31 protein-coding genes are annotated in these 26,587 nt (G+C 58.1%); 12 read left to right on the forward strand and 19 right to left on the reverse strand.

Features of this window, described 5'->3' with window-relative positions; genetic code table 11:
• Positions 1–59: 59 nt before the first annotated feature.
• The 4 genes from H8F23_RS15560 to H8F23_RS15575 are packed head-to-tail and all read left to right on the forward strand — an operon-like array spanning position 60 to position 4,034.
• Positions 60–986, forward strand: coding sequence for a DUF72 domain-containing protein (locus tag H8F23_RS15560; RefSeq protein ID WP_194934943.1), 927 nt, complete (start codon positions 60–62; stop codon positions 984–986).
• A complete protein-coding gene (locus tag H8F23_RS15565) occupies positions 983–1,780 on the forward strand; it encodes an endonuclease/exonuclease/phosphatase family protein (RefSeq protein ID WP_194934944.1) in 798 nt (265 codons plus the stop codon). Before H8F23_RS15560 ends, H8F23_RS15565 begins: the two co-directional genes overlap by 4 nt.
• Entirely contained in the window at positions 1,777–3,051 is a 1,275-nt protein-coding gene (clsB, locus tag H8F23_RS15570) for a cardiolipin synthase ClsB (RefSeq protein WP_194934945.1), read from the forward strand. The genes H8F23_RS15565 and clsB overlap by 4 nt, the downstream gene beginning before the upstream one ends.
• On the forward strand, positions 3,048–4,034 hold the full coding sequence (locus H8F23_RS15575) for a lysylphosphatidylglycerol synthase domain-containing protein (RefSeq protein ID WP_093434437.1): 987 nt from the start codon (positions 3,048–3,050) through the stop codon (positions 4,032–4,034). Before clsB ends, H8F23_RS15575 begins: the two co-directional genes overlap by 4 nt.
• 115 nt (positions 4,035–4,149) lie before the next feature.
• Here H8F23_RS15575 and H8F23_RS15580 read toward each other — a convergent pair whose 3' ends face one another.
• The 3 genes from H8F23_RS15580 to H8F23_RS15590 form a co-directional block, all read right to left on the reverse strand.
• The gene (locus tag H8F23_RS15580) at positions 4,150–4,908 is read right to left on the reverse strand and encodes an alpha/beta hydrolase family protein (protein ID WP_093434434.1); all 759 of its coding nucleotides are present in this window, start codon (positions 4,906–4,908) and stop codon (positions 4,150–4,152) included.
• Positions 4,898–6,007: a DUF3182 family protein gene (locus H8F23_RS15585; protein WP_194934946.1), complete on the reverse strand. Its 1,110-nt coding sequence runs from the start codon at positions 6,005–6,007 to the stop codon at positions 4,898–4,900. The genes H8F23_RS15580 and H8F23_RS15585 overlap by 11 nt, the downstream gene beginning before the upstream one ends.
• A gap of 280 nt (positions 6,008–6,287) precedes the next feature.
• Positions 6,288–7,289 (reverse strand): GlxA family transcriptional regulator, encoded by a 1,002-nt coding sequence (locus tag H8F23_RS15590; RefSeq protein ID WP_194934947.1) that lies wholly within the window; start codon positions 7,287–7,289, stop codon positions 6,288–6,290.
• Between the two features lie 101 nt (positions 7,290–7,390).
• Here H8F23_RS15590 and H8F23_RS15595 point away from each other — a divergent pair, with 101 nt between their 5' ends.
• The 7 genes from H8F23_RS15595 (at position 7,391) to H8F23_RS15625 (ending at position 12,651) form a co-directional block, all read left to right on the forward strand.
• Positions 7,391–7,945, forward strand: a complete 555-nt coding sequence (locus H8F23_RS15595) for a cysteine hydrolase family protein (protein WP_194934948.1) — start codon at positions 7,391–7,393, stop codon at positions 7,943–7,945.
• Between the two features lie 143 nt (positions 7,946–8,088).
• Positions 8,089–8,757, forward strand: coding sequence for a YjfI family protein (locus H8F23_RS15600; protein ID WP_194934949.1), 669 nt, complete (start codon positions 8,089–8,091; stop codon positions 8,755–8,757).
• 17 nt (positions 8,758–8,774) lie between these two features.
• The gene (locus H8F23_RS15605) at positions 8,775–9,473 is read left to right on the forward strand and encodes a PspA/IM30 family protein (protein ID WP_186621716.1); all 699 of its coding nucleotides are present in this window, start codon (positions 8,775–8,777) and stop codon (positions 9,471–9,473) included.
• A 211-nt stretch (positions 9,474–9,684) separates the two neighbouring features.
• Complete coding sequence (locus H8F23_RS15610; protein ID WP_194934950.1) at positions 9,685–10,335, forward strand: DUF2491 family protein; 651 nt, start codon at positions 9,685–9,687, stop codon at positions 10,333–10,335.
• 14 nt (positions 10,336–10,349) lie between these two features.
• Positions 10,350–10,775 (forward strand): DUF350 domain-containing protein, encoded by a 426-nt coding sequence (locus tag H8F23_RS15615; protein WP_007917221.1) that lies wholly within the window; start codon positions 10,350–10,352, stop codon positions 10,773–10,775.
• A 17-nt stretch (positions 10,776–10,792) separates the two neighbouring features.
• Positions 10,793–11,491 carry a DUF1190 domain-containing protein gene (locus H8F23_RS15620; RefSeq protein WP_194934951.1) on the forward strand — a complete coding sequence of 233 codons (699 nt, stop codon included), beginning with the start codon at positions 10,793–10,795 and terminating at the stop codon, positions 11,489–11,491.
• A 2-nt stretch (positions 11,492–11,493) separates the two neighbouring features.
• Positions 11,494–12,651, forward strand: coding sequence for a glutathionylspermidine synthase family protein (locus H8F23_RS15625; protein WP_194934952.1), 1,158 nt, complete (start codon positions 11,494–11,496; stop codon positions 12,649–12,651).
• 111 nt (positions 12,652–12,762) lie between these two features.
• Here the strand turns inward: H8F23_RS15625 and H8F23_RS15630 are convergent, their stop codons facing one another.
• The gene (locus H8F23_RS15630) at positions 12,763–13,287 is read right to left on the reverse strand and encodes a single-stranded DNA-binding protein (RefSeq protein WP_008081898.1); all 525 of its coding nucleotides are present in this window, start codon (positions 13,285–13,287) and stop codon (positions 12,763–12,765) included.
• A 9-nt stretch (positions 13,288–13,296) separates the two neighbouring features.
• The gene (locus H8F23_RS15635) at positions 13,297–14,694 is read right to left on the reverse strand and encodes an MFS transporter (protein ID WP_194934953.1); all 1,398 of its coding nucleotides are present in this window, start codon (positions 14,692–14,694) and stop codon (positions 13,297–13,299) included.
• A gap of 190 nt (positions 14,695–14,884) precedes the next feature.
• Here H8F23_RS15635 and uvrA point away from each other — a divergent pair, with 190 nt between their 5' ends.
• On the forward strand, positions 14,885–17,719 hold the full coding sequence (gene uvrA, locus H8F23_RS15640) for an excinuclease ABC subunit UvrA (protein ID WP_093434409.1): 2,835 nt from the start codon (positions 14,885–14,887) through the stop codon (positions 17,717–17,719).
• 65 nt (positions 17,720–17,784) lie between these two features.
• Here uvrA and bfr read toward each other — a convergent pair whose 3' ends face one another.
• The 14 genes from bfr to rplF all read right to left on the reverse strand — a co-directional run bounded on the left by bfr (position 17,785) and on the right by rplF (position 26,587).
• A complete protein-coding gene (bfr, locus tag H8F23_RS15645; RefSeq protein WP_007918444.1) occupies positions 17,785–18,252 on the reverse strand; it encodes a bacterioferritin in 468 nt (155 codons plus the stop codon).
• 149 nt (positions 18,253–18,401) lie between these two features.
• The gene (locus H8F23_RS15650; protein WP_194934954.1) at positions 18,402–19,856 is read right to left on the reverse strand and encodes a catalase; all 1,455 of its coding nucleotides are present in this window, start codon (positions 19,854–19,856) and stop codon (positions 18,402–18,404) included.
• Between the two features lie 240 nt (positions 19,857–20,096).
• The gene (gene rplQ / locus H8F23_RS15655) at positions 20,097–20,483 is read right to left on the reverse strand and encodes a 50S ribosomal protein L17 (protein WP_003176402.1); all 387 of its coding nucleotides are present in this window, start codon (positions 20,481–20,483) and stop codon (positions 20,097–20,099) included.
• Positions 20,484–20,525: 42 nt separating this feature from the next.
• The gene (locus H8F23_RS15660; RefSeq protein ID WP_003186012.1) at positions 20,526–21,527 is read right to left on the reverse strand and encodes a DNA-directed RNA polymerase subunit alpha; all 1,002 of its coding nucleotides are present in this window, start codon (positions 21,525–21,527) and stop codon (positions 20,526–20,528) included.
• A gap of 22 nt (positions 21,528–21,549) precedes the next feature.
• The gene (gene rpsD / locus H8F23_RS15665) at positions 21,550–22,170 is read right to left on the reverse strand and encodes a 30S ribosomal protein S4 (RefSeq protein ID WP_003176404.1); all 621 of its coding nucleotides are present in this window, start codon (positions 22,168–22,170) and stop codon (positions 21,550–21,552) included.
• A gap of 18 nt (positions 22,171–22,188) precedes the next feature.
• Positions 22,189–22,578, reverse strand: a complete 390-nt coding sequence (gene rpsK / locus H8F23_RS15670; protein WP_002555466.1) for a 30S ribosomal protein S11 — start codon at positions 22,576–22,578, stop codon at positions 22,189–22,191.
• A 30-nt stretch (positions 22,579–22,608) separates the two neighbouring features.
• Complete coding sequence (gene rpsM / locus H8F23_RS15675) at positions 22,609–22,965, reverse strand: 30S ribosomal protein S13 (RefSeq protein WP_003186020.1); 357 nt, start codon at positions 22,963–22,965, stop codon at positions 22,609–22,611.
• A 130-nt stretch (positions 22,966–23,095) separates the two neighbouring features.
• Complete coding sequence (gene rpmJ / locus H8F23_RS15680) at positions 23,096–23,212, reverse strand: 50S ribosomal protein L36 (RefSeq protein WP_002555468.1); 117 nt, start codon at positions 23,210–23,212, stop codon at positions 23,096–23,098.
• Positions 23,213–23,239: 27 nt separating this feature from the next.
• The gene (gene secY / locus H8F23_RS15685) at positions 23,240–24,568 is read right to left on the reverse strand and encodes a preprotein translocase subunit SecY (protein ID WP_003228718.1); all 1,329 of its coding nucleotides are present in this window, start codon (positions 24,566–24,568) and stop codon (positions 23,240–23,242) included.
• Entirely contained in the window at positions 24,569–25,006 is a 438-nt protein-coding gene (rplO, locus tag H8F23_RS15690; RefSeq protein ID WP_003228720.1) for a 50S ribosomal protein L15, read from the reverse strand.
• A gap of 3 nt (positions 25,007–25,009) precedes the next feature.
• Complete coding sequence (gene rpmD, locus H8F23_RS15695) at positions 25,010–25,186, reverse strand: 50S ribosomal protein L30 (RefSeq protein WP_003176408.1); 177 nt, start codon at positions 25,184–25,186, stop codon at positions 25,010–25,012.
• 2 nt (positions 25,187–25,188) lie between these two features.
• The gene (rpsE, locus tag H8F23_RS15700) at positions 25,189–25,689 is read right to left on the reverse strand and encodes a 30S ribosomal protein S5 (RefSeq protein ID WP_003186035.1); all 501 of its coding nucleotides are present in this window, start codon (positions 25,687–25,689) and stop codon (positions 25,189–25,191) included.
• A gap of 3 nt (positions 25,690–25,692) precedes the next feature.
• Positions 25,693–26,043 (reverse strand): 50S ribosomal protein L18, encoded by a 351-nt coding sequence (gene rplR, locus H8F23_RS15705; protein ID WP_003186037.1) that lies wholly within the window; start codon positions 26,041–26,043, stop codon positions 25,693–25,695.
• A gap of 10 nt (positions 26,044–26,053) precedes the next feature.
• Positions 26,054–26,587, reverse strand: coding sequence for a 50S ribosomal protein L6 (gene rplF, locus H8F23_RS15710; protein ID WP_003176412.1), 534 nt, complete (start codon positions 26,585–26,587; stop codon positions 26,054–26,056).

Genomic DNA, 26,587 nt, shown 5'->3' on the forward strand with positions numbered 1-26,587 from the left:
GAACCGCCCGCAGTCATCAAAAGATACCGGCAACACGAGGACTTTCGACGGAGGGCGGCATGGCAACGATCCACATCGGTATTTCCGGCTGGCGCTACGCACCGTGGCGCGGGGACTTCTACCCCAAGGGACTGGCGCAGAAACGCGAATTGCAGTTCGCTTCGCGGGCGGTCAACAGCATCGAAATCAATGGATCGTTCTACGCCCTGCAACGGCCCGAACGCTATTCGCAGTGGTACGCCGAAACGCCGCACGACTTCGTTTTCAGCGTCAAGGCGCCGCGCTTCATCACCCACATCCGCCGCTTGCGCGACATCGAAAAGCCTCTGGCCAATTTCTTCGCCTCGGGGGTGCTGGAACTCAAGGAAAAGCTCGGGCCGATCCTTTGGCAGTTCCCGCCGAACTTCAAATTCGAGCCTGAGCGCTTTGAACATTTCCTCGCGCTACTGCCCCACGATACCGAAGCCGCCGCCACCCTCGCCCATCAACACGACTCCCACCTGCATGGCCACGCCAACATGAAAGCCTGGCGCAAAAAGCCACTGCGCCATGCCGTGGAAATCCGCAACGATAGCTTCCTCGATCCCGACTTTGTGCGCTTGTTGAAACGCCACAACACCGCACTGGTGATCGCCGACACCGCCAATAAATGGCCGTACCGCGAAGACCTCACCAGCGACTTTGTCTACCTGCGCCTGCACGGCGCCGAAGAACTTTATGCCAGTGGCTACACCGCACCGGCACTCAAGCGCTGGGCCGAGCGCATCGACGCCTGGCACCACGGCGAGCAACCCAAAGATGCTCATCTGATCGCGCCACGCTTGAAGCCACGCGCACGCAAATCCCGGGAGGTGTTCTGCTATTTCGATAACGACATCAAAGTCCGCGCGCCGTACGACGCCCGAGATCTGCTGCACCGTTTCGAACTGGATAAAAACCTCGCCACCACCCCCGGCGAACCCGCTGGCGAAGGAGTGTTGGCATGAGCATTCCGGAACCGGTCGGTTTCACAGACGAAGGCTCGGTAGTCGCGCCATCGGTACGCACGTTCACCGTGCTGACGGTCAATACCCACAAGGGTTTCACCGCCCTCAACCGGCGTTTCATCCTGCCGGAGTTGCGCGAAGCGGTGCGCAGCGTCGCCGCCGACGTGGTGTTTCTGCAGGAAGTCCATGGCACCCACGAACAGCACCCCAAGCGCTACAACAATTGGCCGACGATGCCGCAATACGAATTCCTCGCCGACAGCCTCTGGCCGCAGTTCGCCTATGGGCGCAACGCGGTGTACCCGGAGGGCGATCACGGCAACGCGCTGCTGTCGAAATTCCAGATCATTCGCCACGATAACCTCGACGTATCGATCCGCGGCCATGAGAACCGTGGCCTGCTGCATTGCGTGCTGCGCCTGCCCGGTGACGGCACCGAAGTGCATGCGATCTGCGTGCATCTGGGCCTGCGCGAGAGTCATCGCAACGCCCAGCTGGACTTGCTCATGCAACGCTTGGCGGAGTTGCCCGACGACGCACCAGTGATCGTCGCTGGCGATTTCAACGACTGGCGCCAGCGCGCCGATGCGCAGCTCAAACCCTGCGGCCTGCGCGAAGTATTCGCCGAGCACCAGGGCAAACCGGCGCGCAGCTTTCCCGCGCGCCTGCCAGCACTTCGGCTTGATCGTATTTACGTGCGCAACCTCAAGGCCAGCCAGCCGAAAGTCCTGGCGAACCGGCCCTGGTCGCACCTTTCCGACCACGTTCCTTTATCGGTAGAGATCGAACTATGAGCAGTGCGCCGCTGGAGAAATCCGCCGTGGAACCGATCGCCATCAACCCGCCGATACGTGAGCCCGGCCATGTTGATGTCGAGTACAGCTGGCAGGGCAACAATCGCGTTGAGTTGCTGGAGAACGGCGAGGAGTATTTCCCGCGAGTGTTCGACGCGATGCGCGCGGCGAAGAGTGAAATCCTCCTTGAGACGTTTATCGTTTTCGAAGACAAGGTCGGCGCCGAGTTGCAGGAGATTCTGATCGACGCCGCCCGGCGCGGTGTGCGCACCACCGTCAGCCTCGACGGTTTTGGTTGCGGCGAGTTGAGCACCGGTTATCTCACCGCGCTGAGTGAGGCCGGCGTGCATCTGCAAATTTTCGATCCAGCACCGAAACGCCTGGGCATTCGCACCAATTGGTTCCGCCGCTTGCACCGCAAGATCGTGGTGGTCGACGGCCTGGTCGCGTTTATTGGCGGGATCAACTTTTCCGGCGATCACCTGGCCGATTTTGGCCCCGAAGCCAAGCAGGATTACTCGGTGCAAGTCCAGGGGCCGGTGGTCGCTGACATCCACCACTTTGCCCTGCTGCAAAGCGGTCGCCCCGGACGCGCACGCTTCTGGTGGCAACGCCGACGCCAGCGCCGCGCGGAAATGGCCTTCAACGATCACGACGGTCAAGTACGCCTGGTATTCCGCGATAACGACCAGCACAACTCCGACATCGAAGACGTGTATCTGCAGGTGCTGCGCCGCGCCAAACGCCGGGTCGTGATCGCCAACGCCTACTTCTTCCCCGGTTATCGCCTGTTGCGGGAAATCCGCAATGCCGCACGCCGTGGAGTCGAGGTGCGCCTGATTCTGCAGGGGCAACCGGACATGCTGGTGGCCAAACTGGCGGCGCGCATGACCTACGACTACTTGCTCAAGGCCGGGGTGCAGATCCACGAATATTGCCAGCGCCCGCTGCACGGCAAAGTCGCGCTGGTCGATGAAGAATGGAGCACCGTCGGCTCGAGCAATCTCGATCCGCTGAGTCTGTCGCTGAACCTGGAAGCCAACGTGCTGATCCGCGACCGCGCGTTCAATCAGCATCTGTTCGAGCGTCTTGAAGACCTCAGCCAGAACCACTGCAAAGCCATGGACCCGAGCAAGTCGCCGCGTGGTCGGATCTGGCACATGACCGTGGGTTTTCTGGTGTTCCATTTCTTGCGGCATTTTCCGGCGATGGCCGGTTGGCTGCCGGCGCACAAACCACGGCTCAAGCCATTTCGAGGAAACACGCCATGAGCCATTCCGAAGCGCATTCGAGCGGTCATTCGGCACCAGCGACGCACTCGAAATGGAGTCGCTGGAAACGCCCGTTGAGCCTGCTGTTTTTCCTCGCACTGATCGTCTTGCTGACGCTGTTCGCCACGCGTATCGAATGGGCCGAAGTGCTGCAAACCCTTGCCGACTTCAAGCTGCGCACGCTGATCATCGCCGCCGGCCTGACCCTGCTGAGTTTTCTGGTCTACGCCAGTTTTGACCTGATCGGCCGCACCTACATTCGTCAGGACCTGACCTGGAAACAGATCTTGCCGGTGGGGATCATCAGCTATGCGTTCAACCTCAATCTCAGTGCCTGGGTCGGCGGCATTGCCATGCGTTATCGCCTGTATTCGCGACTGGGCGTGAGCAAAGGCAACATCGCCAAGATTCTCGGGCTGAGCCTGGCGACCAACTGGTTTGGCTACATGACCATTGCCGGCGTGGTGTTCAGCAGTGGACTGGTGCGTATGCCGCCGGGCTGGAAAGTCAGCAGTGATGCATTGCAAGGCATTGGTGTTTTGTTATTACTGATCAGCGCCGGCTATCTCGCGGCGTGCCAGTTTTCCAAGCGCCGCGAGTGGTCGATTCGCGGGGTGGAAATCAATCTGCCGTCGTTGCGCATGGCGGTCCTGCAACTGCTGTTGGGAGCGTTGAACTGGTCGCTGATGGCGGCGGTGATCTTCACGTTGCTGCCGAGCAAACTGGATTATCCGTTAGTGCTGGGTGTGTTGCTGATCAGCGCGATTGCCGGGGTCATCACCCACATTCCGGCGGGCCTTGGGGTGTTGGAAGCGGTGTTTGTAGCACTGCTGCAACACGAGGCTTCGCGCGGCAGTCTGGTGGCGGGTTTACTGGCGTATCGGGCGATTTATTTTCTGTTGCCGTTGTTGATTACGGTGGTGATGTATCTGGTGGTTGAGGCCAAGGCCAAGGCGCTTCGGATCGAGAAAAACCCCTCTTGAGTTAGTTTTTGAATTCAAAATCGCTATCGCGAGCAGGCTCACTCCTACAAGTGAACACATTCCAAAATGTAGGAGTGAGCCTGCTCGCGATAGCGTTCGAAAGAACACTAAAAAATCATGCGGATTGGATAATACTCAACCGCTCGCCCACCACCATCTCGGTAATCCAGTCCACCAGAATCGAGGTGTACGCCTGCTGCGACACCGGTTCGCTCAACGCATGATCGGCGCCATCGATAATCCTGTGCGTCAGTGAATGGGTCTGCTGACACGCCGCGCGGTAACTCATGATCGCCGCATGGGGCACGTAATCATCGGTTTCCGACTCCACCAGCAAAACATCCCCGGTGAATTGTGAACAGGCATGCAGCGCGCGGTTAGTGTCCGCGCGCACCAGCGTGCTTCGATAATCACGCAAATCCGCCTTGTCCAGATCGCGCTTGGGTGTGTGCCATTGCTCATCGCGATACAGCGCCGGTACGCGCAGTGCCAGCCAGCGTACCGGGCGTAATGAGGTAAGGATGGCCGCCAGATACCCACCATAACTGGTGCCGACTACGGCGATAGCCGAAGTGTCGAGCGCCGGATGCGCGAGCAGACGATCGTACGCCGCGAGCAAATCACGCAGGTTATCTTCGCGAGTCACGCGGGTCAGCGGGATCCCGGTACCGCCGGTATGTCCGCGCAAGTCGAACGTCAGGCACACACACCCGAGACCGGCGATGCCTTTGGCCCGCTCCAGATCACGCTCCTGACTACCGCCCCAACCGTGGACAAACAACACGCCAGGCACTTTTGATTTGGGACTGAGAAAGGTCCCGCTCATCTGTTCATCATCAATGTCGATTTGAATGCTTTCGCTTCTAGCCGTCATAGGATTTGACCGTAACGTATTTGAGGAGAAATTCGCTGTTCTCAGCCGGGCCGCGATAGACCTCGATGGCATCCGCCGGCAGCGGCTGATCGATGTAGGTTTCCACCGAAGACACACGAATCGCACGCATCCCCGGATCGTTAACGAAACTTTGCAGGGCCGCGACTTCAGCACTGCTGGCACCGCCCATGCGCCAGGATTGTTCGAGCACACCGCTGCGGGATTGACCGTTGCTGTCCAGGCCTTGGGCGATGTCGTAATTGCGCCGCGAGGCATAGAAGCGCGGATAGGCTTCATCCGCAGCACCGTCGAAGACCTGCGCCTGCTCGATGGCCAGGCGAACATCGTCGGGCAGTTCCAGCGCCAGCAATTGGTCGTAACCACCCTGCACTACCAGCAAGTTCGAGCCGCCGTAAACCTCTTCGCCGTGGGCGTCTTTGGTCAAGTATTGATCACCGCAGTAACTCAGCACTTTATCGCCGATGAACGACTGGCCGACGCTGTGGGTGACAACGTCGCTCAAGTCCTGCTCCAGCACCACGCCTTCGCTGAACTGCTTTGCAATGTCGGGTCGGGACAGGATTTCGTCGAAGGCATCGAGACTCTTGATCACTTCCTGGCCACGACCGGCGCAGGCGTGAACCGGCTTCATGCGTATCGGGCCGCTGTACAGCAGGTGTTCGGCGGCGGGTCGTGCATCTTCCAGGGCAAACACGCTGAGGCCGTCGAGCACCACGTTGCGCACGCGCTCGGAAAACAATGGCGACCAGCCCTGCGGCGCGTGGGCCAGATGACTGCGCAGGCCGTGGCTGATGGCTTTGGTGCAGATGAAGTCGTGCTCGACGAACCCGCCCCACAGATCGTCCGGACCTTTGATGCCGAGTTGCTGAGCGCTGGCCGTGCCGACAATGGTTTGCGTCGGCAGTAGATACAGCTCACGACCACGATGTTTGTCCGGATCGTAACTGCCGCCGAATTTGCATCCGAGAATCTGCGCCAGCCAGCGCGCCAGGGCTTTATTGGTTTGCACTTCGTGCTGCGGCGCGTCAGGGCGCACCGAGTGGGCAACCACGACTTTCCTGCTGGGTGTCGGGGTCATGCGTCCCCCTTCCATCGGTTCGATGACTGTGGCGGTGAGAGGTGCAGAGATCAGGCCAACGGCTGCTCCACAAAAATCCTAGCCTAATCAGAAACTTGCCAGAATCGTACTGGCACCGCGCCTGTTTCAATCTGCACGACCGCGCGCCGAATCCCGGCAAATTGCACGATCTATGACCCGGTGGAGTTCAATGTGGGAGCGAGCCTGCTCGCGAAGGCGTCGTGTCAGTCGAAATCTAACTTACTGCCCCACCGCTTTCGCGAGCAAGCTCGCTCCCACATTAGGTAATGGATGCTTTCGGGTTTGGGGACACACCAAACCGCGTCCGATAATCACTCGGCGCCAGCCCGGTAATCTTCTTGAAGATCGCGCGAAACGCCCCCGGATCCTGATAACCCACCGTCCACGCAATGTGATCAATCGTGCCATTACTGAATTCGAGCATTTCCCGTGCCTTGCCCACCCGCAGATGCTGGCAATACTCGGTCGGTTTCAACCCGGTTGCCGCACGGAACCGGCGCAGAAACGTGCGCTCCTCCAGGCCTGCCCGCTCGGCCATCGCCGTCAGCGAAACATCCGTCGCGCCGGTGCTTTGCAGCCAATGCTGAACCTTGAGAATCGCCGCATCGCCATGACCGAGTATCGGCGCGAAATTACTGCCGCACTCACTGGCGCTGTCACTGTGCTCTATCACCAGAAATCGCGCGGTGCCGGTGGCAATGCTCGGCCCGAGCAACCTGTCGACCAGGCGTAATCCCAGTTCCGACCAAGCCATCAATCCGGCTGTGGTGATCAAGTCGCCGTCGTCGACAATCGGGGTATCAGCCTTGAGCTTGATCTTCGGGTAACGCTCGGCGAAGGCCTTGGCCGAGGTCCAATGGGTGGTGGCGCTACGGCCGTCGAGCAGACCGCTTTCGGCCAACATCAGCGAGCCTACGCAAACCCCGCCTAGCGTCGCACCGTGGGCATGTTGATTCCGTAACCATTGCATCAGGCTGGCCGGCGCTTGCGCCGCCGAGAACCCGCCGATCGATGGCGGAATCAATACCGCCAGCAAAGCGCTGTCGTCCCCCGCATGACTGGCGTAAGTGCGCCTTGGCGGCTGATCACCTTCGACCTGCCAGTGACTGACCCGCAGCACCGGCAACTGCGCGGCCTGATGCTCAGCGGCTATCCGGTTGGCCACCGCAAACAGATCGGTCAGACCATGCACCGCCGCCATTTGCGCGCCTGGATAGATCAGCACACCCAATTCAGCGATGGCGGCACTTTCTGCGCCCATTGTCAGTTTTCCCCTGTCTATTGTCGGTGCGGCCAATCCCCGAATCGCTGATCAGCGCCAATACTGCAGCCACTTCCAGCCAATCCATCGAGGACACACCCATGGCCAAGCAAGCGCTCATCGTAGTCGATATCCAGAACGACTACTTCCCCCAAGGCAAGTGGCCGCTGGCCGGTGCTGATGCCGCCGCCGACAACGCCGCCCGGCTGATCGCCGCCTTCCGCGAGGCCGGCAATCCGGTCATCCACATCCGCCACGAGTTCACCTCAGCGGACGCGCCGTTTTTCACCCCGGGCTCGGACGGCGCCAAGCTACACCCGAAAGTGCTCAATCGCGCCGATGAACCGGTGGTACTCAAGCACTTCGTCAACTCGTTCCGCGAAACCGAATTGCAAGCGATCATCGACGAACAAGGCATCAAGGAGCTGGTGGTGGTCGGCAGCATGAGCCACATGTGCATTGACGGCATTACCCGTGCGGCGGCGGATCTGGGTTATGCCGTCACGGTGATTCATGACGCCTGCGCCAGCCGTGACCTGGCGTTCAATGGTCTGACGGTGCCGGCGGCACACGTCCATGCCGCGTTCATGTCGGCGCTCGGTTTCGCCTACGCCAGCGTGGTATCTACTGACGAATACCTCGCTGCCAATCACTGAGTCATTCTGCGAAAAACCTGTGCCCGCCTCGTAGCGGGCCTTTTTTCGCCTGTCATAAAAATCTCACGCGTGAGCCATTGATGGCACTTTGAATTGGTTGTAGTGTGGCTCACGCGTGAGATGTCCATAACCGAGCCATTGCCATGAAAAGCCGTTCCTCCACCGCGAAATCAGAGAGTCCCAAGGGGGAGCGCGCGAAACCGTCTGCGAAAAAACCTTCGAGTTTCTATATGAAGCAGATGCGCGCAGGCCTGGCCGCAGCAGGTTATGTGAAACACGAAACTTGGGTGCTTCCTGAAAACCGAAGCTTGCTCAAGCAAATGGAGCAACAGCTACGCCAACCGATTCTGGCTGGCTCTTTCATGTCGGAGAATTACATGAGCGCAGGCAACAACTGGACCATCGATAGCCTCTTCAACGCCCTCAAGGCCCTCGACGAGGTGGCTTCGCAAGAAATCACGCTGTCGCTGATCCAGAGCTCCGAACCCAGTATCAAGCTGGAAATGAACGAATTCGGCGGTCTGCCGATTCACATCGCCCTGGCCGGCCAGCAGATCATCGTCGACACCGTGCTGGTGGATATCGATTCGATCAGCGACGTGCGCGCCTTCAACGATGCCGTGCTGCGCAGCCGGGAAATGTTCCCGCTGTCGTCGATCGGTATCGAGTCGATGCCGAACGGGCAGACCGTTTACAACATGTTTGGCGCCCTCAGCGCCGACTCGAGCCTGACCAACGTTGTTACCGAGGTGAAAACCCTGGTCGATAACGTGCAGCGCGCGAGCGAAGCCTTCGAACACTTCTTCAAGTAATCAACAGGGAAAATCCAATGACTCAGTCCATCTGGAGCAAGTTGTTCACCGCACTGCGCGGCGGCGCCAATGAAGTCGGCGAAGCGATCGCGGACCAACAGGCCCTGCGCATCCTCGATCAGGAAATCCGCGATGCCGACACCGCCCTGTCGAACGCACGTCGCGAGCTGGTCACCATCATGGCCAAACACAAACTGGCCGCCGACCGCGTAAGCGAGTACGACGCCAAGATCAAGGATCTGGAAGCCAAAGCCGTCTCGGCGCTGAACGCCGGCCGTGAAGACCTGGCGCTGGAAGTGGCCGAAGCGATTTCGACCCTGACCAACGAGCTGGATGTTGAGAAAAAGCAGAGCGACGAATTCGGTACTTACGCCGAAAACATGCGCAAAGACATCAGCAAAGCCGAGTCGCGTATCAAGAGCCTGCGCCAGCAAGTGGACATGGCCAAGGCCCGCGAAAGCGTGCAGAAAGCCCAGGTCAGCGCTTCCATCGCCAGCGGCGGCGCCAATGGCAAACTGGAAACTGCCGTCGGTACGTTGAACCGTCTGCAGGCCAAGCAGCAGCAACGTGCGGCGGAACTGAGCGCGGCCGATGAGCTGGCTGACGCCTCTACCGGCAACGACCTGGAACGCAAACTGCGCGACGCCGGCATCACGCCGAACGAAGGCAGCGCCAATGCGATTCTTGAACGCCTGAAGCAAAAGTCCTCGCAGTAAGCATTTGCACAAAACCTGTGGGAGCGAGCCTGCTCGCGAAAGCGTCGTATCAGTCGACATCAATATTGACTGATATGCCCTCTTCGCGAGCAAGCTCGCTCCCACATGGTTTGCGGCGTAAAAATCCTTCTGCTCGTTCACCGGTTCGCCCGGTACACTAGCGACGTTTTTTCGCCGACGAACACCTCCACCCGCTTCAAGGAACGTACCCATGGGATGGTTTAAAGACTTGCTGGGCACCAGCAACTGGCAGACCGCTGCGCCAACACCAACCGTTGCCAGTGGCCCACTCGGCATGGCTCAGGGCAAGGCTGTCAGGTTCGATACGACGCTGGCGCTGTTGCTCGACGGTTCGACCACGGTGCGCGTGCCCTTTGATCAGGCGATCTGGAGCCACGGCTGGGTCGACCTCGGCCAGTCCAACAAACTGCACCGCTATTACATGAACGACGAGGATTTCTGGCTACAGATCCACGTCACCGGTGACGATCAGATCGAATCGGTCACCCTGTTCAACTACCTCAGTTACGTGACGGTCAACAGTGACGCCGAACTGCAGCGTCTTGCCGGCCCCAACAGCGCGATCGGCCTGCCGACCTACACCCACGAAGGTGTCGAATACACCCGCGAGTGGGGCACCGAACAAGGCCAGACCGAACTGGTACCGATGACCGAACAAGTGGTCAATCCGGACGAGAGCTACACCATCGAACACCACTCCATGCTTTACGCGCGCGAGACCGGCCTGACCGATCGCCGCGAATTGCTGCTGTTCTCCGTCGAACAGGATGGAGAAGGCACCGTCAGCCTGAGCACCTCGCTCGGCATTTCGCTGTACACGACAGATCTGAGCACCATTTAAAAAGGAAGTTTTTCATGCTGGAAGTGCTGGCCGTTTCCCTGAACAAAACCGCTCTGGTCGGTTTCGTCGTCTACCTCATCGGCGCCGTGCTGCTGTTCATGCTGTTTCAATTCGTCTACACGCGCATCACGCCGCACAAGGAGTTCGAGCTGATCCGCTCCGGCAACGTTGCCGCCGCCATCGCCCTGTCCGGCGCGATCATCGGCTTCGCGATTCCGGCCAGTAACGTGATTGCGTTTTCGGTCAACGTCCTCGACTTCGTGCTCTGGGCTGTGATTGCCGCGGTGGTGCAACTGCTGGCATTCCTCGCCACGGGTCTAGTGCTCAAAGGCACCTCCCAGCGCATCGCCAACGGCGAAGTGGCTTCGGGTATCTATGTCGCTGCGGTCGCGATCAGCGTCGGCATGCTCAACGCCGCGTGCATGACACCGTCCAACTGATCGGCAGGAAGCCTTAGATGAAACGCAGCAAATACGTTCAGTTGTCCCTTGCCGCCTCGGTGGCCATGGCCATTTCCGGCCAGGCGACGGCCGCGGATCAACCACGCAGTTTCCAGAATATGGAACAGTGCGTCGACGCCGAAGTGGCCGCCGATGTCTGCTCCAACGCCTACATCGCCGCCCTGACCGAACACCGGCGCATTGCCCCGGCGTACGACAACAAGGCCAAGTGCGACGCGGACTTTGCCGCTGACTGGTGCCAGAAGAACTCTGACGGCCGCTTCGTGCCGAGACTCGGCGGCTTCAAAGTACCTAAGGAAGGTGAGCCGGCGCAGAACCTCGACGCCATCGCTAATGCCCAAATGCCCGCCGGCAGTGCAACGGCGCAGAATGTGCAAAGTACTTCGCACGTCTCCAGCGGTGGCGGTGGCGGAAATGGCTGGCTGACCGGCTGGCTGATCGGCAACGCGATGAGCAACAACGCCGAACGCACGGTTTACCGCGATCGCGAAACGCGCCAGCCGTACAACACCTCGACGCAGTACCGCAGGGCCGAAACCACGACGCGCAGCCAAACGGATTACGAGAGCAGCAAAAGCAAACCGGTCAACGTGGCTTCTTCGACCTCACGCGGCGGCTTCGGCAGCCAGTCCAGTGCCCGTAGCGGCTGGGGTGGTTGGGGCAGCAGTTCTGGTTCTGGTCGTTCGAGCAGCTGACGATGAAGAAGATCCTCTGCGCCGAGCGCCCCGACTGGAAACAGACCGCCGAGAGCCTCGGTTTCATGTTTCACACCATCGACGATGAGCCGTACTGGGACGAAAGCGCGTACTACCAGTTCACGCTTGCGCAAATCGAAAACGATCTAGAAGACCCGACCACCGAACTGCACGAGATGTGCATGGATCTGGTCGACCGTGTGGTTAACAGCGAAGAGTTGCTGGATCGCCTGAGCATCCCGGCGGCGTACTACGACATGATCCGCACGTCCTGGCGGGAAGGTCATCCGCATCTGTATGGACGCATGGACTTTTCCTACAGCGGCAACGGCCCGGCGAAGCTGCTGGAGCTCAACTACGACACGCCAACCAGTCTTTACGAAGCGGCGGCGTTCCAGTGGGGCTGGCTGGAGCAATGCATCGAGCGTGGCACGCTACCGCGCCATGCCGACCAGTTCAACAGCATCGATACCAAGCTGCATCAGGCCTTCGCCGAGCTGCAACTGAAGCGGCCGTTCTACTTCGCTTCGATGAAAGACTCGGTCGAAGACAAGGGCACCACGGATTACCTGCGCCTGATCGCCGAGAAGGTCGGCATCGAGTCGCGGCACATCGATATCGAAGACATTGGCTTGACGGCTGAAGGGCGCTTCGTCGACCTGGAAGATCGCTGGATCCCGCACCTGTTCAAACTGCATGCCTGGGAATTCATCTTCCACGAACCCTTCGGCGCGGCGATTGCCGAGTGCGATACGCAGTTTTTCGAACCGGCGTGGAAGGCAATTCTGTCGAACAAGGGTGCACTGCCATTACTGTGGGAACTGCACAAAGGGCATCCGAATCTGCTGGCGGCGCATCTCGACCCTAACCCGGCCAGCGCTGTGCCCAAGGGCTGGGTACGCAAGCCGTACTTCTCCCGCGAAGGCGCCAACATTGAGCTGCGAACGACGGATGGTCTGATCGTCAAAGAGGACGGGCCCTACACGGATGCGCCATTTATCCTGCAGGAATTCGCGCCGTTGCCGAAGTTTGGCGACAGCTACACCCTGATCGGTTCCTGGGTGATTGGCGATCAGGCTGCAGGGATTGGTGTGCGGGAGGACAACAGTTTGATCACCAAGGATTCGAGCCGGTTCTTGCCGCACCTGATTCTCGACTAAACCACAAATCCCACAGGGATTTGGGATAACCGCAGACGAAACAAATCCCAAAAAAAGGCCCGTCGCTTCAAGCGACGGGCCTTTTTGATTTGCAGCGGTTACAGCAGCTAATCAGAACGGGATATCGTCATCAAAGCTGTCGAAATCCGGAGCCGGTTGCGGTGCGGCCTGCTGAGGAGCCGGGGCCGAACGCTGCTGTGGAGCCGACTGCTGCGGGCGCGGAGCCTGCTGGCGTGGAGCCGGGGCCGACTGCTGGTAGTTGTTGCCACCGCCTTGTTGGTCGCCCTGTTGTGGACGGCCGCCGAGCAGTTGCATGGTGCCTTGCATGTCGACCACGATTTCAGTGGTGTAACGCTTGATACCGTCTTTTTCCCACTCGCGGGTCTGCAGCTTGCCTTCGATGTACACCTGCGAACCTTTACGCAGGTATTCGCCGGCGATTTCGGCCACCTTGCCGAACATCGAAACGCGGTGCCATTCGGTCTTCTCGACCTTCTGACCGGTTTGCTTGTCGGTCCATTGTTCGCTGGTGGCCAGACTCAGGTTGGTCACGGCGTTACCGTTAGGCAGGTAGCGAACTTCGGGATCCTGGCCGCAAGTGCCGACCAATATGACTTTGTTAACCCCACGGGCCATAACGTTCTCCTAGGCTTCGCAAGCAGCCCCGGCCGGGTTGTTCACCAGGCGTTCGAGGGTGTCGCGATCCACTAATTCTTTGTCCAGTTTGATGTAAACAGCCGCTTCATCAGCAACTATCACTGCATCGGTTACCCCTACGAGGGCCTTGAGGCGCTCGACCAGACCCGCTTCGCGGATCGCCTCGGGCGACAACGGCAAGCGCAGGCTCGTCACGTAGGGAGGTTCACGCATGGTAACAGCAAAGGCCAGCCAGATGGCAGCCAGACCCGCGCATCCGAGGAACACAACCGACAGACCGCCATGCTGAAACAGCCAGCCGCCGAGTATCCCGCCGAGTGCTGAACCGAGGAACTGACTGGTGGAATACACGCCCATGGCCGTGCCCTTCCCGCCCGCCGGTGAAACCTTGCTGATCAGCGACGGCAATGAAGCCTCCAGCAGATTGAACGCGGTGAAGAACACCACCGTACCAATCACCAGAGCCCGCAGGCTGTCGCCGAACTGCCAGAAGAATAGCTCAGTCAGCATCAGCGTCAGGACGGCGCCGAGCAAAACTCGTTTCATTTTGCGTTTCTTCTCGCCGTAGATGATGAACGGGATCATGGCGAAGAACGAAATCAGCAGCGCGGTGAGGTAGACCCACCAGTGCTGTTCCTTGGGCAAACCGGCTTTTTCCACCAGCGCCAACGGCAACGCAACGAAGCTCGACATCAACATGGCATGTAACACAAAGATGCCCAGATCGAGGCGCAGCAGATCCGGATGCTTGAGCGTCGGCATCAAGGCCTGACGCGCCACCCCGGACTCCCGATGCTGCAATGGCCCGGTGGAGCGCGGCACCATGAACATGATGATGGCGATACCGACCAGTGCCATGGCACCGGTGGCGAGGAACAGTCCGGACAGACCGAAAGCGCGGGTCAGCAAAGGCCCGACGACCATGGCCACGGCAAACGACAAACCGATGGTCATGCCGATCATCGCCATTGCCTTGGTGCGGTGCTGTTCGCGGGTCAGGTCGGAGAGTAGCGCCATCACCGCCGCTGAAATCGCCCCGGCGCCCTGCAGGATCCGCCCGGCGATCACGCCCCAGATGGAGTCGGCCTGAGACGCCAGCACGCTGCCGAGGGCAAAAACGATCAGCCCGAGGTAAATCACCGGACGGCGGCCAATGCGGTCGGAAATGATCCCGAACGGAATCTGGAAAATCGCCTGGGTCAGACCGTAAGCGCCAATAGCCAGCCCGATCAGGGCCGGGGTCGCTCCTGCCAGGTCCATGCCGTAGGTCGCCAGTACCGGCAACACCATGAACATGCCAAGCATACGGAAGGCGAACACCAGGGCCAGACCGCTCGCTGCGCGAGTCTCGCTGCCACTCATGCGTTCGCTGTGGGGATCGTGCATGGAAAAACCTCGTGTGAACCGGCGGCGATTCTACCAGTCCCATCGAAAGACGGGGTATATCGCGACGCTATGACGCGTATAGATGAAACTCTCTTCATGTAAGGTAAAAACCCTTCGCTTGATAGTGTGCATCCATCCAGTATTTGCCCGTATACTCCTACGTTTTCGACGCCCGCCGAGCGAGGCCACTTTGGACAAGATCCTGATACGTGGGGCCCGTACCCACAACCTGAAGAACATCGACCTGACCCTGCCACGGGACAAGCTGATCGTCATCACCGGCCTGTCCGGATCCGGCAAGTCGTCCCTGGCCTTCGATACGCTTTACGCCGAAGGTCAGCGCCGCTATGTCGAATCGCTGTCGGCCTACGCCCGACAGTTTCTGTCGATGATGGAAAAACCCGACGTCGACACCATCGAAGGCCTGTCGCCAGCGATCTCCATCGAACAAAAGTCGACCTCGCACAACCCGCGCTCTACGGTCGGCACCATCACCGAAATCTACGACTACCTGCGCCTGCTTTATGCACGCGTCGGTACGCCACGCTGCCCGGATCACGACATTCCGCTGGAAGCGCAGACCGTCAGCCAGATGGTCGACCTGGTGCTGGCGCAGCCGGAAGGCAGCAAACTGATGTTGCTGGCGCCGGTTATTCGCGAACGCAAAGGTGAACACCTTTCGGTCTTCGAAGAGCTGCGCGCTCAAGGTTTCGTTCGCGCCCGGGTCAACGGGCGGATCTGCGAACTCGATGAACTGCCAAAACTGGATAAACAGAAAAAGCACTCGATCGATGTCATCGTCGACCGCTTCAAGGTTCGCGCCGATCTGCAGCAACGTCTGGCCGAATCTTTCGAGACCGCGTTGAAACTGGCGGATGGCATTGCCCTGGTCGCACCGATGGACGACGAGCCGGGCGAAGAGATGATCTTCTCTGCGCGCTTCGCCTGCCCGATCTGCGGCCACGCTATCAGCGAACTGGAACCGAAGCTGTTCTCCTTCAACAACCCGGCCGGCGCGTGCCCGACCTGTGATGGCCTGGGGGTGAAGCAGTTCTTCGATATCAAGCGGCTGGTCAATGGCGATCTGACCTTGGCCGAAGGTGCGATTCGCGGCTGGGACCGGCGTAACGTCTATTACTTCCAGATGCTCGGCTCACTCGCTTCACACTATGGTTTCAGCCTCGAAGTACCCTTCAACGAGCTGCCGGCCGATCAGCAGAAATTCATCCTGCATGGCAGCGGCTCGCAGAACGTCGACTTCAAATACCTCAACGACCGTGGCGACATCGTCAAACGCTCGCACCCGTTCGAAGGCATCGTGCCGAACCTGGAGCGTCGCTACCGCGAGACCGAGTCGGCAAGCGTACGCGAAGAGCTGGCCAAGTTTCTCAGCACCCAATCGTGCCCGGATTGTCGTGGTACCCGTCTGCGTCGCGAAGCGCGGCATGTGTGGGTTGGCGAGAAAACGCTGCCAGCGGTGACCAACCTGCCGATCGGCGACGCTTGCGAGTACTTCGGCGAGCTGAAGATGACTGGCCGTCGCGGCGAAATCGCCGACAAGATCCTCAAGGAAATTCGCGAGCGTCTGCAGTTCCTCGTCAACGTCGGCCTCGACTATCTGTCGCTGGACCGCAGTGCCGACACGCTGTCCGGTGGTGAAGCGCAACGTATTCGTCTGGCCAGCCAGATCGGTGCCGGTCTCGTCGGTGTTCTGTACATCCTCGACGAACCGTCCATTGGTTTGCACCAGCGTGATAACGACCGTTTGCTCGGCACGCTCAAGCACCTGCGTGATATTGGCAACACTGTGATCGTGGTCGAACACGACGAAGACGCGATTCGTCTGGCCGATTACGTTGTGGATATCGGCCCGGGGGCTGGCGTGCATGGTGGGCAGATCGTGGCTGAGGGCACGCCGGCGGAAGTCATGGCGCACCCGGACTCCCTGACCGGTAAATACCTCTCGGGCCGCGTGAAGATTGAAGTGCCGGCCAAACGCACGCCACGCAATAAAAAGCTCAATCTGTCGCTCAAAGGGGCGCGCGGCAACAACCTGCGCAATGTCGATCTGGACATCCCGATTGGTCTGCTGACGTGTGTGACCGGCGTATCCGGCTCGGGTAAATCGACGCTGATCAACAATACCTTGTTCCCGCTGAGCGCCACGGCCCTCAACGGCGCGACAACGCTGGAAGCGGCAGCGCACGACAGCATCAAGGGCCTGGAGCATCTCGACAAAGTGGTCGATATCGACCAAAGCCCGATCGGCCGTACACCGCGCTCCAACCCTGCTACCTATACCGGCCTGTTCACCCCGATCCGCGAGCTGTTCGCCGGCGTACCCGAGTCACGCTCCCGTGGTTACGGCCCGGGGCGTTTCTCGTTCAACGTCAAGGGTGGCCGCTGCGAAGCGTGCCAGGGCGACGGCCTGATCAAAGTGGAAATGCACTTCCTGCCAGACATCTACGTGCCATGCGATGTGTGCAAGAGCAAGCGCTACAACCGCGAAACCCTTGAGATCAAATACAAGGGCAAGAGCATCCACGAAACACTCGAGATGACCATCGAAGAGGCTCGGGAGTTCTTTGACGCGGTGCCAGCACTGGCGCGCAAGCTACAGACATTGATGGATGTCGGCCTGTCGTACATCAAGCTCGGGCAGTCGGCGACCACGTTGTCGGGTGGTGAGGCGCAGCGAGTGAAACTGTCTCGCGAGTTGTCCAAGCGTGACACCGGCAAAACACTGTACATCCTCGATGAGCCGACCACCGGTTTGCACTTCGCGGATATCCAGCAATTGCTCGACGTGCTGCATCGCCTACGCGACCACGGCAACACTGTGGTAGTGATCGAACACAACCTCGACGTGATCAAGACGGCTGACTGGCTGGTCGATCTCGGGCCGGAGGGCGGCTCCAAAGGTGGGCAGATCATTGCCACCGGCACGCCTGAGGATGTGGCCGAGATGAAGCAATCTCATACCGGTCATTACCTCAAGCCGCTGCTGATCCGCGATCGGGCTTAAACGCCAGGCATGAAAAAGCCCCTGTCACTTCATCAGTGACAGGGGCTTTTTTGTATCGATTGCAATCAGGACGTGTGGGATTGCAGGTAGTTCTCGAGACCGATCAACTTGATCAGGCCCAACTGCTTTTCCAGCCAGTAGGTGTGATCCTCTTCGGTGTCGTTGAGCTGAACCCGCAAGATCTCACGGCTGACGTAATCCTTGTGCTGCTCGCACAGCTCAATGCCTTTGCACAGCGCTGCGCGAACTTTGTATTCAAGACGCAGATCCGCTTCGAGCATCTCCGGCACGGTCGTGCCGACATCCAGATCATCCGGACGCATACGCGGCGTGCCTTCGAGCATCAGAATTCGGCGCATCAACGCATCAGCGTGACCGGCTTCCTCTTCCATCTCATGGTTGATTCGCTCGTAGAGCTTGGTGAACCCCCAGTCCTCATACATCCGCGAATGAACGAAATATTGATCACGCGCGGCCAGTTCGCCGGTCAGCAACGTGTTGAGGTAATCGATTACGTCTGGGTGGCCTTGCATCGCCCTACATCTCCCTACTTGAAAGTCTGTAGTTTGAACCAAGCTGACCGGAAGGTCACCCGATTCGCGCAATAAAAGCGAAGATATTCTTAGAAAAGCAGCCTAAATAACGCAAAAACCGCCCAGATGAGGGCGGTTCTGCTTCTCGTTTAGACTTCGTTAAGCTGTACGTTGAGCAGCTTTGCGATTGCTTCTCCATACGCCGGATCGGCCTTGTAGAAGTGCTGCAACTGGCGGTCGACGATATCAGTGGAAACGCCCGCCATGGCACCGGCGATATTGCTGACCAGCAATGCTCTCTGATCGTCGCTCATCAGGCGGAACAGCGCACCTGCGTGGCTGTAGTAATCGGTATCTTCGCGGTGATCGTAGCGATCGGCAGCACCGCTCAAGGCCAGCGCTGGTTCAGCGTAACGCGGAGCTTGTTTCGGCGCTTCGGTGTAGCTGTTCGGTTCGTAGTTAGGTGCTGCACCACCGTTGCTGCCGAACGCCATCGAGCCATCACGCTGGTAGGTGTTAACCGGGCTGCGTGGCGCGTTCACCGGCAACTGCTGGTGATTGGTACCGACACGGTAGCGGTGCGCGTCGGCGTAGGCGAACACGCGGCCTTGCAGCATGCGATCCGGCGACAGACCGACACCCGGCACCATGTTGCTTGGGCCGAACGCCGCTTGCTCGACTTCAGCAAAGTAATTTTGCGGGTTGCGATTCAGCTCCAGTTCACCCACTTCGATCAGCGGAAATTCTTTCTGCGACCAGGTTTTGGTGACGTCGAAAGGGTTCTCATAATGTGCCGCAGCTTGGGCCTCAGTCATGATCTGAATGCACACGCGCCATTTCGGAAAGTCACCGCGCTCGATGGCTTCGAACAGGTCGCGCTGGGCGTAGTCTGGATCAGTGCCCGCCAATCGTGCGGCATCGGCCGGTGCCAGATTCTTGATGCCTTGTTTGGTCTTATAGTGCCACTTCACCCAGTGACGCTCACCTTTAGCGCTAATCAGGCTGTAAGTGTGGCTGCCGAAGCCGTGCATGTGACGGTAGCCGTCAGGAATACCGCGATCAGAGAACAGAATGGTGACCTGGTGCAGGGCTTCAGGCGAATGCGACCAGAAGTCCCACATCATCTGCGCGCTTTTCAGGTTGCTTTGCGGCAGGCGTTTCTGGGTGTGAATGAAGTCCGGGAATTTCAGCGGATCACGAATGAAGAACACTGGCGTGTTGTTCCCCACGATGTCCCAGTTACCTTCTTCGGTGTAGAACTTCAACGCGAAACCCCGTGGATCGCGCTCGGTGTCGGCAGAACCGCGTTCGCCGCCTACCGTCGAGAAACGCAGGAACGTCGGGGTTTGCTTGCCAACAGATTCAAACAGCTTGGCGCTGGTGTAATCCGTGATATCGCGGGTAACGGTGAATGTGCCGTAAGCTCCGGAGCCTTTGGCATGAACGCGACGCTCAGGAATGTTTTCACGGTTGAAGTGAGCAAGCTTCTCGATCAGATGAAAATCGTCGAGCAGCAACGGGCCACGAGGGCCGGCGGAGCGAGAATTCTGGTTATCAGCGACAGGTGCGCCACTGGCGGTCGTAAGCGTTTTGATCTGGCTCATACGGTCTTCTTCCTCTGTCAGTCTTGAAACTGCCGGCTAATCGGCTTGGAGGGAAGTATTAATCATCCACGTGACAGCCACAAATTCATTAACTTGCAGGCATCGATAGATAATTACTAATTATGTTTCCCGGCACATAGTGACAACAGAGACATGTCAAAAGCTTGTATGAACAGCGCATTTTCGCGCGGACACAAAAAACCGGGCACTAGGCCCGGTTCTTTGTTTCAGACTGACGTCTTACTCGGCGGATACAGCTTCGCCAGCAGTAGCACGATCAACCAACTCGACGTACGCCATAGGCGCGTTGTCGCCAGCGCGGAAACCGCACTTGAGGATGCGCAGGTAGCCACCCTCACGGGTAGCGTAACGCTTGCCCAGGTCGTTGAAGAGCTTACCAACGATAGCTTTCGAACGAGTACGGTCGAAAGCCAGACGGCGGTTAGCCAGGCTATCTGTCTTGGCCAGAGTGATCAGCGGCTCAGCAACGCGACGCAGTTCTTTGGCTTTTGGCAGAGTAGTTTTGATCAGCTCGTGCTCGAACAGCGACACCGCCATGTTTTGGAACATGGCCTTGCGGTGCGAGCTGGTGCGGCTCAGGTGACGACCACTTTTACGATGACGCATGGTTCATTCCTTACCAAACACTACGTTCGGTGATTACGACGATCAGGCAGTCGCCTTGTCGTCCTTCTTAAGACTTGCAGGCGGCCAGTTGTCGAGGCGCATGCCGAGGGACAGACCGCGGGAGGCCAGAACGTCCTTGATTTCAGTCAAGGATTTCTTGCCAAGGTTCGGAGTCTTCAACAGCTCTACTTCGGTACGCTGAATCAGGTCACCGATGTAGTAGATGTTTTCCGCCTTAAGGCAGTTAGCCGAACGTACAGTCAGTTCCAGATCGTCAACCGGGCGAAGCAGGATCGGATCGATCTCGTCTTCCTGCTCGACAACCACTGGCTCACTGTCACCTTTGAGGTCGACGAACGCAGCCAACTGCTGTTGCAGGATGGTTGCAGCGCGGCGGATAGCCTCTTCAGGATCCAGAGTACCGTTGGTTTCCAGATCAATAACCAGCTTGTCCAGGTTGGTACGCTGCTCGACACGGGCGTTTTCCACCACGTATGCGATACGGCGAACCGGGCTGAACGAAGAGTCAAGCTGCAAGCGACCGATGCTGCGGCTTTCGTCTTCATCGCTCTGACGCGAGTCGGCTGGTTCATAACCACGACCACGAGCTACGGTGAGCTTCATGTTCAGGGCGCCGTTAGACGCCAGGTTAGCGATTACGTGATCGGGATTAACGATCTCGACATCATGATCCAGCTGAATATCGGCAGCGGTAACCACCCCCGAACCCTTCTTCGACAAGGTCAGCGTAACTTCGTCACGACCGTGCAGCTTGATGGCCAGACCTTTAAGGTTCAACAGGATTTCAATTACGTCTTCCTGTACACCTTCGATGGCGCTGTACTCGTGGAGCACACCGTCAATCTCGGCCTCGACTACTGCGCAGCCGGGCATTGAGGACAACAGGATGCGTCGCAGCGCGTTGCCCAGGGTGTGGCCAAAACCACGCTCGAGAGGCTCGAGAGTGATCTTGGCGCGGGTTGGACTGACAACCTGCACATCAATGTGGCGGGGTGTCAGGAACTCATTTACCGAAATCTGCATGGATGCACCTATTTTCTAGCCCTTACTTGGAGTAGAGCTCGACAATCAGGCTTTCGTTGATGTCGGCGGACAGATCACTGCGAGCAGGAACGTTCTTGAAAACGCCCGACTTCTTCTCAGTGTCTACTTCTACCCATTCTACGCGGCCACGTTGGGCACACAGATCGAGAGCTTGGACAATGCGAAGTTGGTTTTTTGCTTTCTCGCGAACTGCAACCACGTCACCAGCACGAACCTGATACGACGGAACGTTTACGGTCTGACCGTTAACGCTGATCGACTTGTGCGATACCAGCTGACGGGATTCGGCACGAGTCGAACCAAAGCCCATACGGTATACAACGTTGTCCAGACGGCATTCGAGCAGTTGCAGCAGGTTTTCACCGGTTGCACCTTTCTTGCCAGCAGCTTCTTTGTAGTAGCCGCTGAACTGACGCTCGAGAACGCCGTAGATACGACGGACCTTCTGCTTTTCACGCAGTTGGGTGCCGTAATCGGACTGGCGACCGCGGCGTTGGCCGTGGATACCAGGTGCTGCTTCAATGTTGCACTTCGATTCGATCGCGCGCACGCCGCTCTTCAGGAAGAGATCGGTGCCTTCGCGACGAGCGAGTTTGCATTTTGGACCAATGTAACGAGCCATTCTTTACAATCTCCTGGATTACACGCGGCGCTTCTTCGGCGGACGGCACCCGTTGTGCGGGATTGGCGTCACGTCGGTGATGCTGGCGATCTTGTAGCCACAGCCGTTCAAAGCGCGGACTGCGGATTCACGACCTGGACCTGGGCCCTTGACGTTAACGTCGAGGTTTTTCAGGCCGTATTCCAGCGCAGCTTGACCAGCACGTTCAGCAGCTACTTGAGCAGCAAACGGCGTGGACTTGCGGGAACCGCGGAAACCCGAACCACCGGAGGTAGCCCAGGAAAGAGCGTTACCTTGACGGTCGGTAATGGTCACGATGGTGTTGTTAAAAGATGCATGGATGTGGGCGATGCCATCAACCACTGTCTTTTTAACTTTTTTACGAGGACGAGCAGCAGGTTTTGCCATGATTAAATTCCTGTCGATTCGCTGGGGCGATTACTTGCGGATCGGCTTACGCGGACCTTTACGGGTACGCGCGTTGGTCTTGGTACGCTGACCGCGTACTGGCAGACCACGACGATGACGCAGACCGCGATAGCAACCGAGGTCCATCAAGCGCTTGATTTTCATGTTGATTTCGCGACGCAGGTCACCTTCAGTGGTGAACTTCGCCACTTCGCCACGCAGCTGTTCAATTTGCTCGTCGCTCAGATCTTTGATCTTTGCTGCTGGGTTTACCCCAGTCACTGCACAGATCTTCTGCGCAGTAGTGCGACCAACACCATAGATGTAGGTCAGCGAGATAACAGTATGCTTGTTATCTGGAATGTTAACGCCTGCAATACGGGCCATTCAGTGGGACTCCAATTGACAGCTACCTACGCCCCGGAAGCCAAGAAATAGGGCGCGAGATAATATCGCTGTAATAACAAATAATCAACCCGGTAGCGCACTAGCTACCGGGCTTGAAGCACAATCACACTCAGCCTTGGCGCTGTTTGTGACGCGGTTCCGCGCTGCAAATTACTCGAACAACACCTTCGCGGCGAATAATCTTGCAGTTGCGGCACAGCTTTTTCACCGATGCACGAACTTTCATCACCAACTCCTCGAACCTTATGGGTACTCAGCGCAACATGCCGCTGCCGTAACCCTTCAGGTTGGCTTTCTTCATCAGGGATTCGTACTGGTGCGAAACGAGGTGCGATTGTACTTGGGACATGAAGTCCATCACAACCACGACCACGATCAGCAACGAGGTCCCGCCAAGGTAGAACGGAACGTTTGCTGCAACCACCAGGAACTGGGGCAACAGACACACGGCCGTCATGTAAAGAGCACCGAACATGGTCAAGCGGGTCAGAACGCCATCAATGTAGCGCGCCGACTGCTCACCTGGACGGATGCCCGGAATAAAGGCACCGGACTTCTTCAGGTTTTCCGCTACGTCTTTCGGATTGAACATCAACGCCGTATAGAAGAAGCAGAAGAAAATAATCCCTGCACTAAACAGCAGAATATTCAACGGCTGACCAGGAGCGATCGACTGCGAGATGTCCTGCAACCAGCCCATACCTTCAGACTGACCGAACCAGGCACCCAACGAAGCCGGGAACAGCAAAATGCTGCTCGCGAAAATAGCCGGAATAACACCGGCCATGTTCACCTTCAACGGCAGGTGGCTAGTCTGCGCAGCAAAAACCTTGCGGCCCTGCTGACGCTTGGCGTAGTGAACAGCGATGCGACGCTGACCACGCTCAATGAACACCACGAAACCGATAATCGCTACTGCCAGCAAACCGATGGCAACCAAGGCGAAGATGTTGATATCACCCTGACGCGCAGACTCGAAAGACTGCCCGATTGCTCTCGGAAGACCGGCGACGATACCCGAAAAAATCAACATCGAGATACCGTTACCTACACCACGCTCAGTAATCTGCTCACCCAGCCACATCATGAACATCGCACCAGCCACAAAAGTGGATACCGCGACGAAATGGAAGCCAAAGTCACCAGTGAACGCAACGCCCTGCCCCGCCAGACCAATGGACATGCCAATAGCCTGAACGAGAGCGAGGACGACGGTGCCGTAGCGGGTGTACTGGCTGATCTTGCGACGGCCAGCTTCACCTTCCTTCTTCAACTGCTCCAGCTGCGGGCTGACGGCTGTCATCAGTTGCATGATGATCGATGCCGAAATGTACGGCATGATCCCCAATGCAAAGATGCTCATCCGTTCCAGCGCGCCGCCAGAGAACATGTTGAACAAGCTAAGAATGGTCCCCTCATTCTGTCGAAACAGGTCTGCGAGTCGGTCCGGGTTGATACCTGGAACCGGGATGTGTGCGCCTATTCGGTAGACGATAATCGCCAGGAACAGAAAACGCAGACGAGCCCAGAGTTCAGACATACCGCCTTTGCCGAGCGCAGAGAGAGCACCTTGCTTAGCCATTTATTCCTCGAACTTGCCGCCAGCTGCTTCGATAGCCGCACGCGCACCTTTGGTGGCGCCGATTCCCTTGCCGATAGTGACAGCGCGAGTCACTTCACCGGACAGCATGATTTTCACACGCTGTACGTTGACGTTGATCACGTTGGCATCTTTCAGGGACTGCACGGTGACGATGTCGCCTTCCACTTTAGCCAGCTCGGACAGACGCACTTCTGCGCGGTCCATGGCTTTCAGGGAAACGAAACCGAACTTCGGCAGGCGACGATGCAGCGGCTGTTGACCGCCTTCAAAGCCTGGAGCAATGGTGCCACCGGAGCGGGAGGTCTGACCTTTGTGACCACGGCCACCAGTCTTACCCAAACCGCTACCGATACCACGGCCCGGACGATGCTTTTCGCGACGGGAACCCGGCGCTGGACTCAGATCATTGAGTTTCATCGATTAACCCTCGACACGCAGCATGTAGTAAGCCTTGTTGATCATCCCGCGATTCTCGGGAGTATCCTGGACTTCTACAGTGTGACCGATGCGACGCAGACCCAGACCCTTAACGCACAGTTTGTGGTTAGGGATGCGGCCGGTCATGCTTTTGATCAGCGTTACTTTAACGGTAGCCATGATCAGAAGATCTCCTTGACGCTTTTGCCACGCTTGGCGGCAATGGATTCAGGAGACTGCATAGCTTTCAAACCTTTGAAAGTGGCGTGAACCACGTTTACCGGGTTAGTCGAGCCGTAGCACTTGGCCAGAACGTTCTGAACGCCAGCAACTTCGAGGACAGCACGCATAGCGCCGCCAGCGATGATACCGGTACCTTCAGAAGCAGGCTGCATGTACACCTTCGAAGCGCCGTGAGCGGACTTCATTGCGTACTGCAGAGTGGTGCCGTTCAGATCAACTTGGATCATGTTGCGGCGAGCAGCTTCCATTGCCTTCTGGATCGCAGCAGGCACTTCACGCGACTTGCCACGGCCGAAGCCAACACGCCCTTTACCATCACCTACCACGGTCAACGCGGTGAAAGTGAAGATACGGCCGCCTTTAACGGTTTTGGCTACGCGGTTAACTTGAACCAGCTTCTCAATGTAGCCTTCGTCGCGCTTTTGGTCGTTATTTGACATAACTTAGAACTCCAGCCCAGCTTCACGAGCAGCATCAGCCAGCGCTTTCACGCGACCGTGGTACTTGAAGCCAGAGCGGTCGAAAGCCACTTGCGAGACGCCAGCGGCCTTAGCACGCGTAGCGACCAGCTGGCCAACCTTTGTGGCCGCGTCGATGTTGCCAGTGGCACCATCACGCAGTTCTTTATCCAAAGTCGAGGCGCTTGCCAGGACCTTGTTGCCGTCGGCCGAGATGACCTGGGCGTAGATGTGCTGCGACGAGCGGAACACGCAGAGACGCACGACTTCGAGTTCGTGCATTTTCAGGCGTGCTTTGCGAGCGCGACGCAGTCGAGTAACTTTTTTGTCGGTCATTTGCTATGCCCTACTTCTTCTTGGCTTCTTTACGACGGACGACTTCGTCCGCGTAGCGCACACCTTTGCCTTTGTACGGCTCTGGTGGACGGAAGTCGCGGATCTCAGCGGCCACTTGACCTACCAGCTGCTTGTCGATGCCCTTGATCAGGATATCGGTCTGGCTAGGAGTCTCAGCGGTGATGCCTTCCGGCAGTTCGTAATCCACTGGGTGCGAGAAGCCAAGGGCCAGGTTCAGAACCGTGCCTTTTGCTTGCGCCTTGTAACCAACACCGACCAGCTGGAGCTTGCGCTCGAAGCCTTGGCTTACGCCTTGGACCATGTTGTTTACCAACGCACGCGTGGTACCGGCCATTGCGCGAGTTTGTTGATCGCCATTGCGAGCAGCGAAACGCAGCTCACCAGCTTCTTCAACGATCTCAACGGACGAATGGATGTTCAGTTCAAGAGTACCCTTGGCACCCTTCACCGAAAGCTGTTGGCCTGCGAATTTTACTTCGACACCGGCTGGCAGCTTAACGGGGTTCTTAGCGACGCGAGACAT

The organism is Pseudomonas neuropathica, from assembly GCF_015461835.1.
In the GTDB taxonomy this organism is placed as follows: domain Bacteria; phylum Pseudomonadota; class Gammaproteobacteria; order Pseudomonadales; family Pseudomonadaceae; genus Aquipseudomonas; species Aquipseudomonas neuropathica.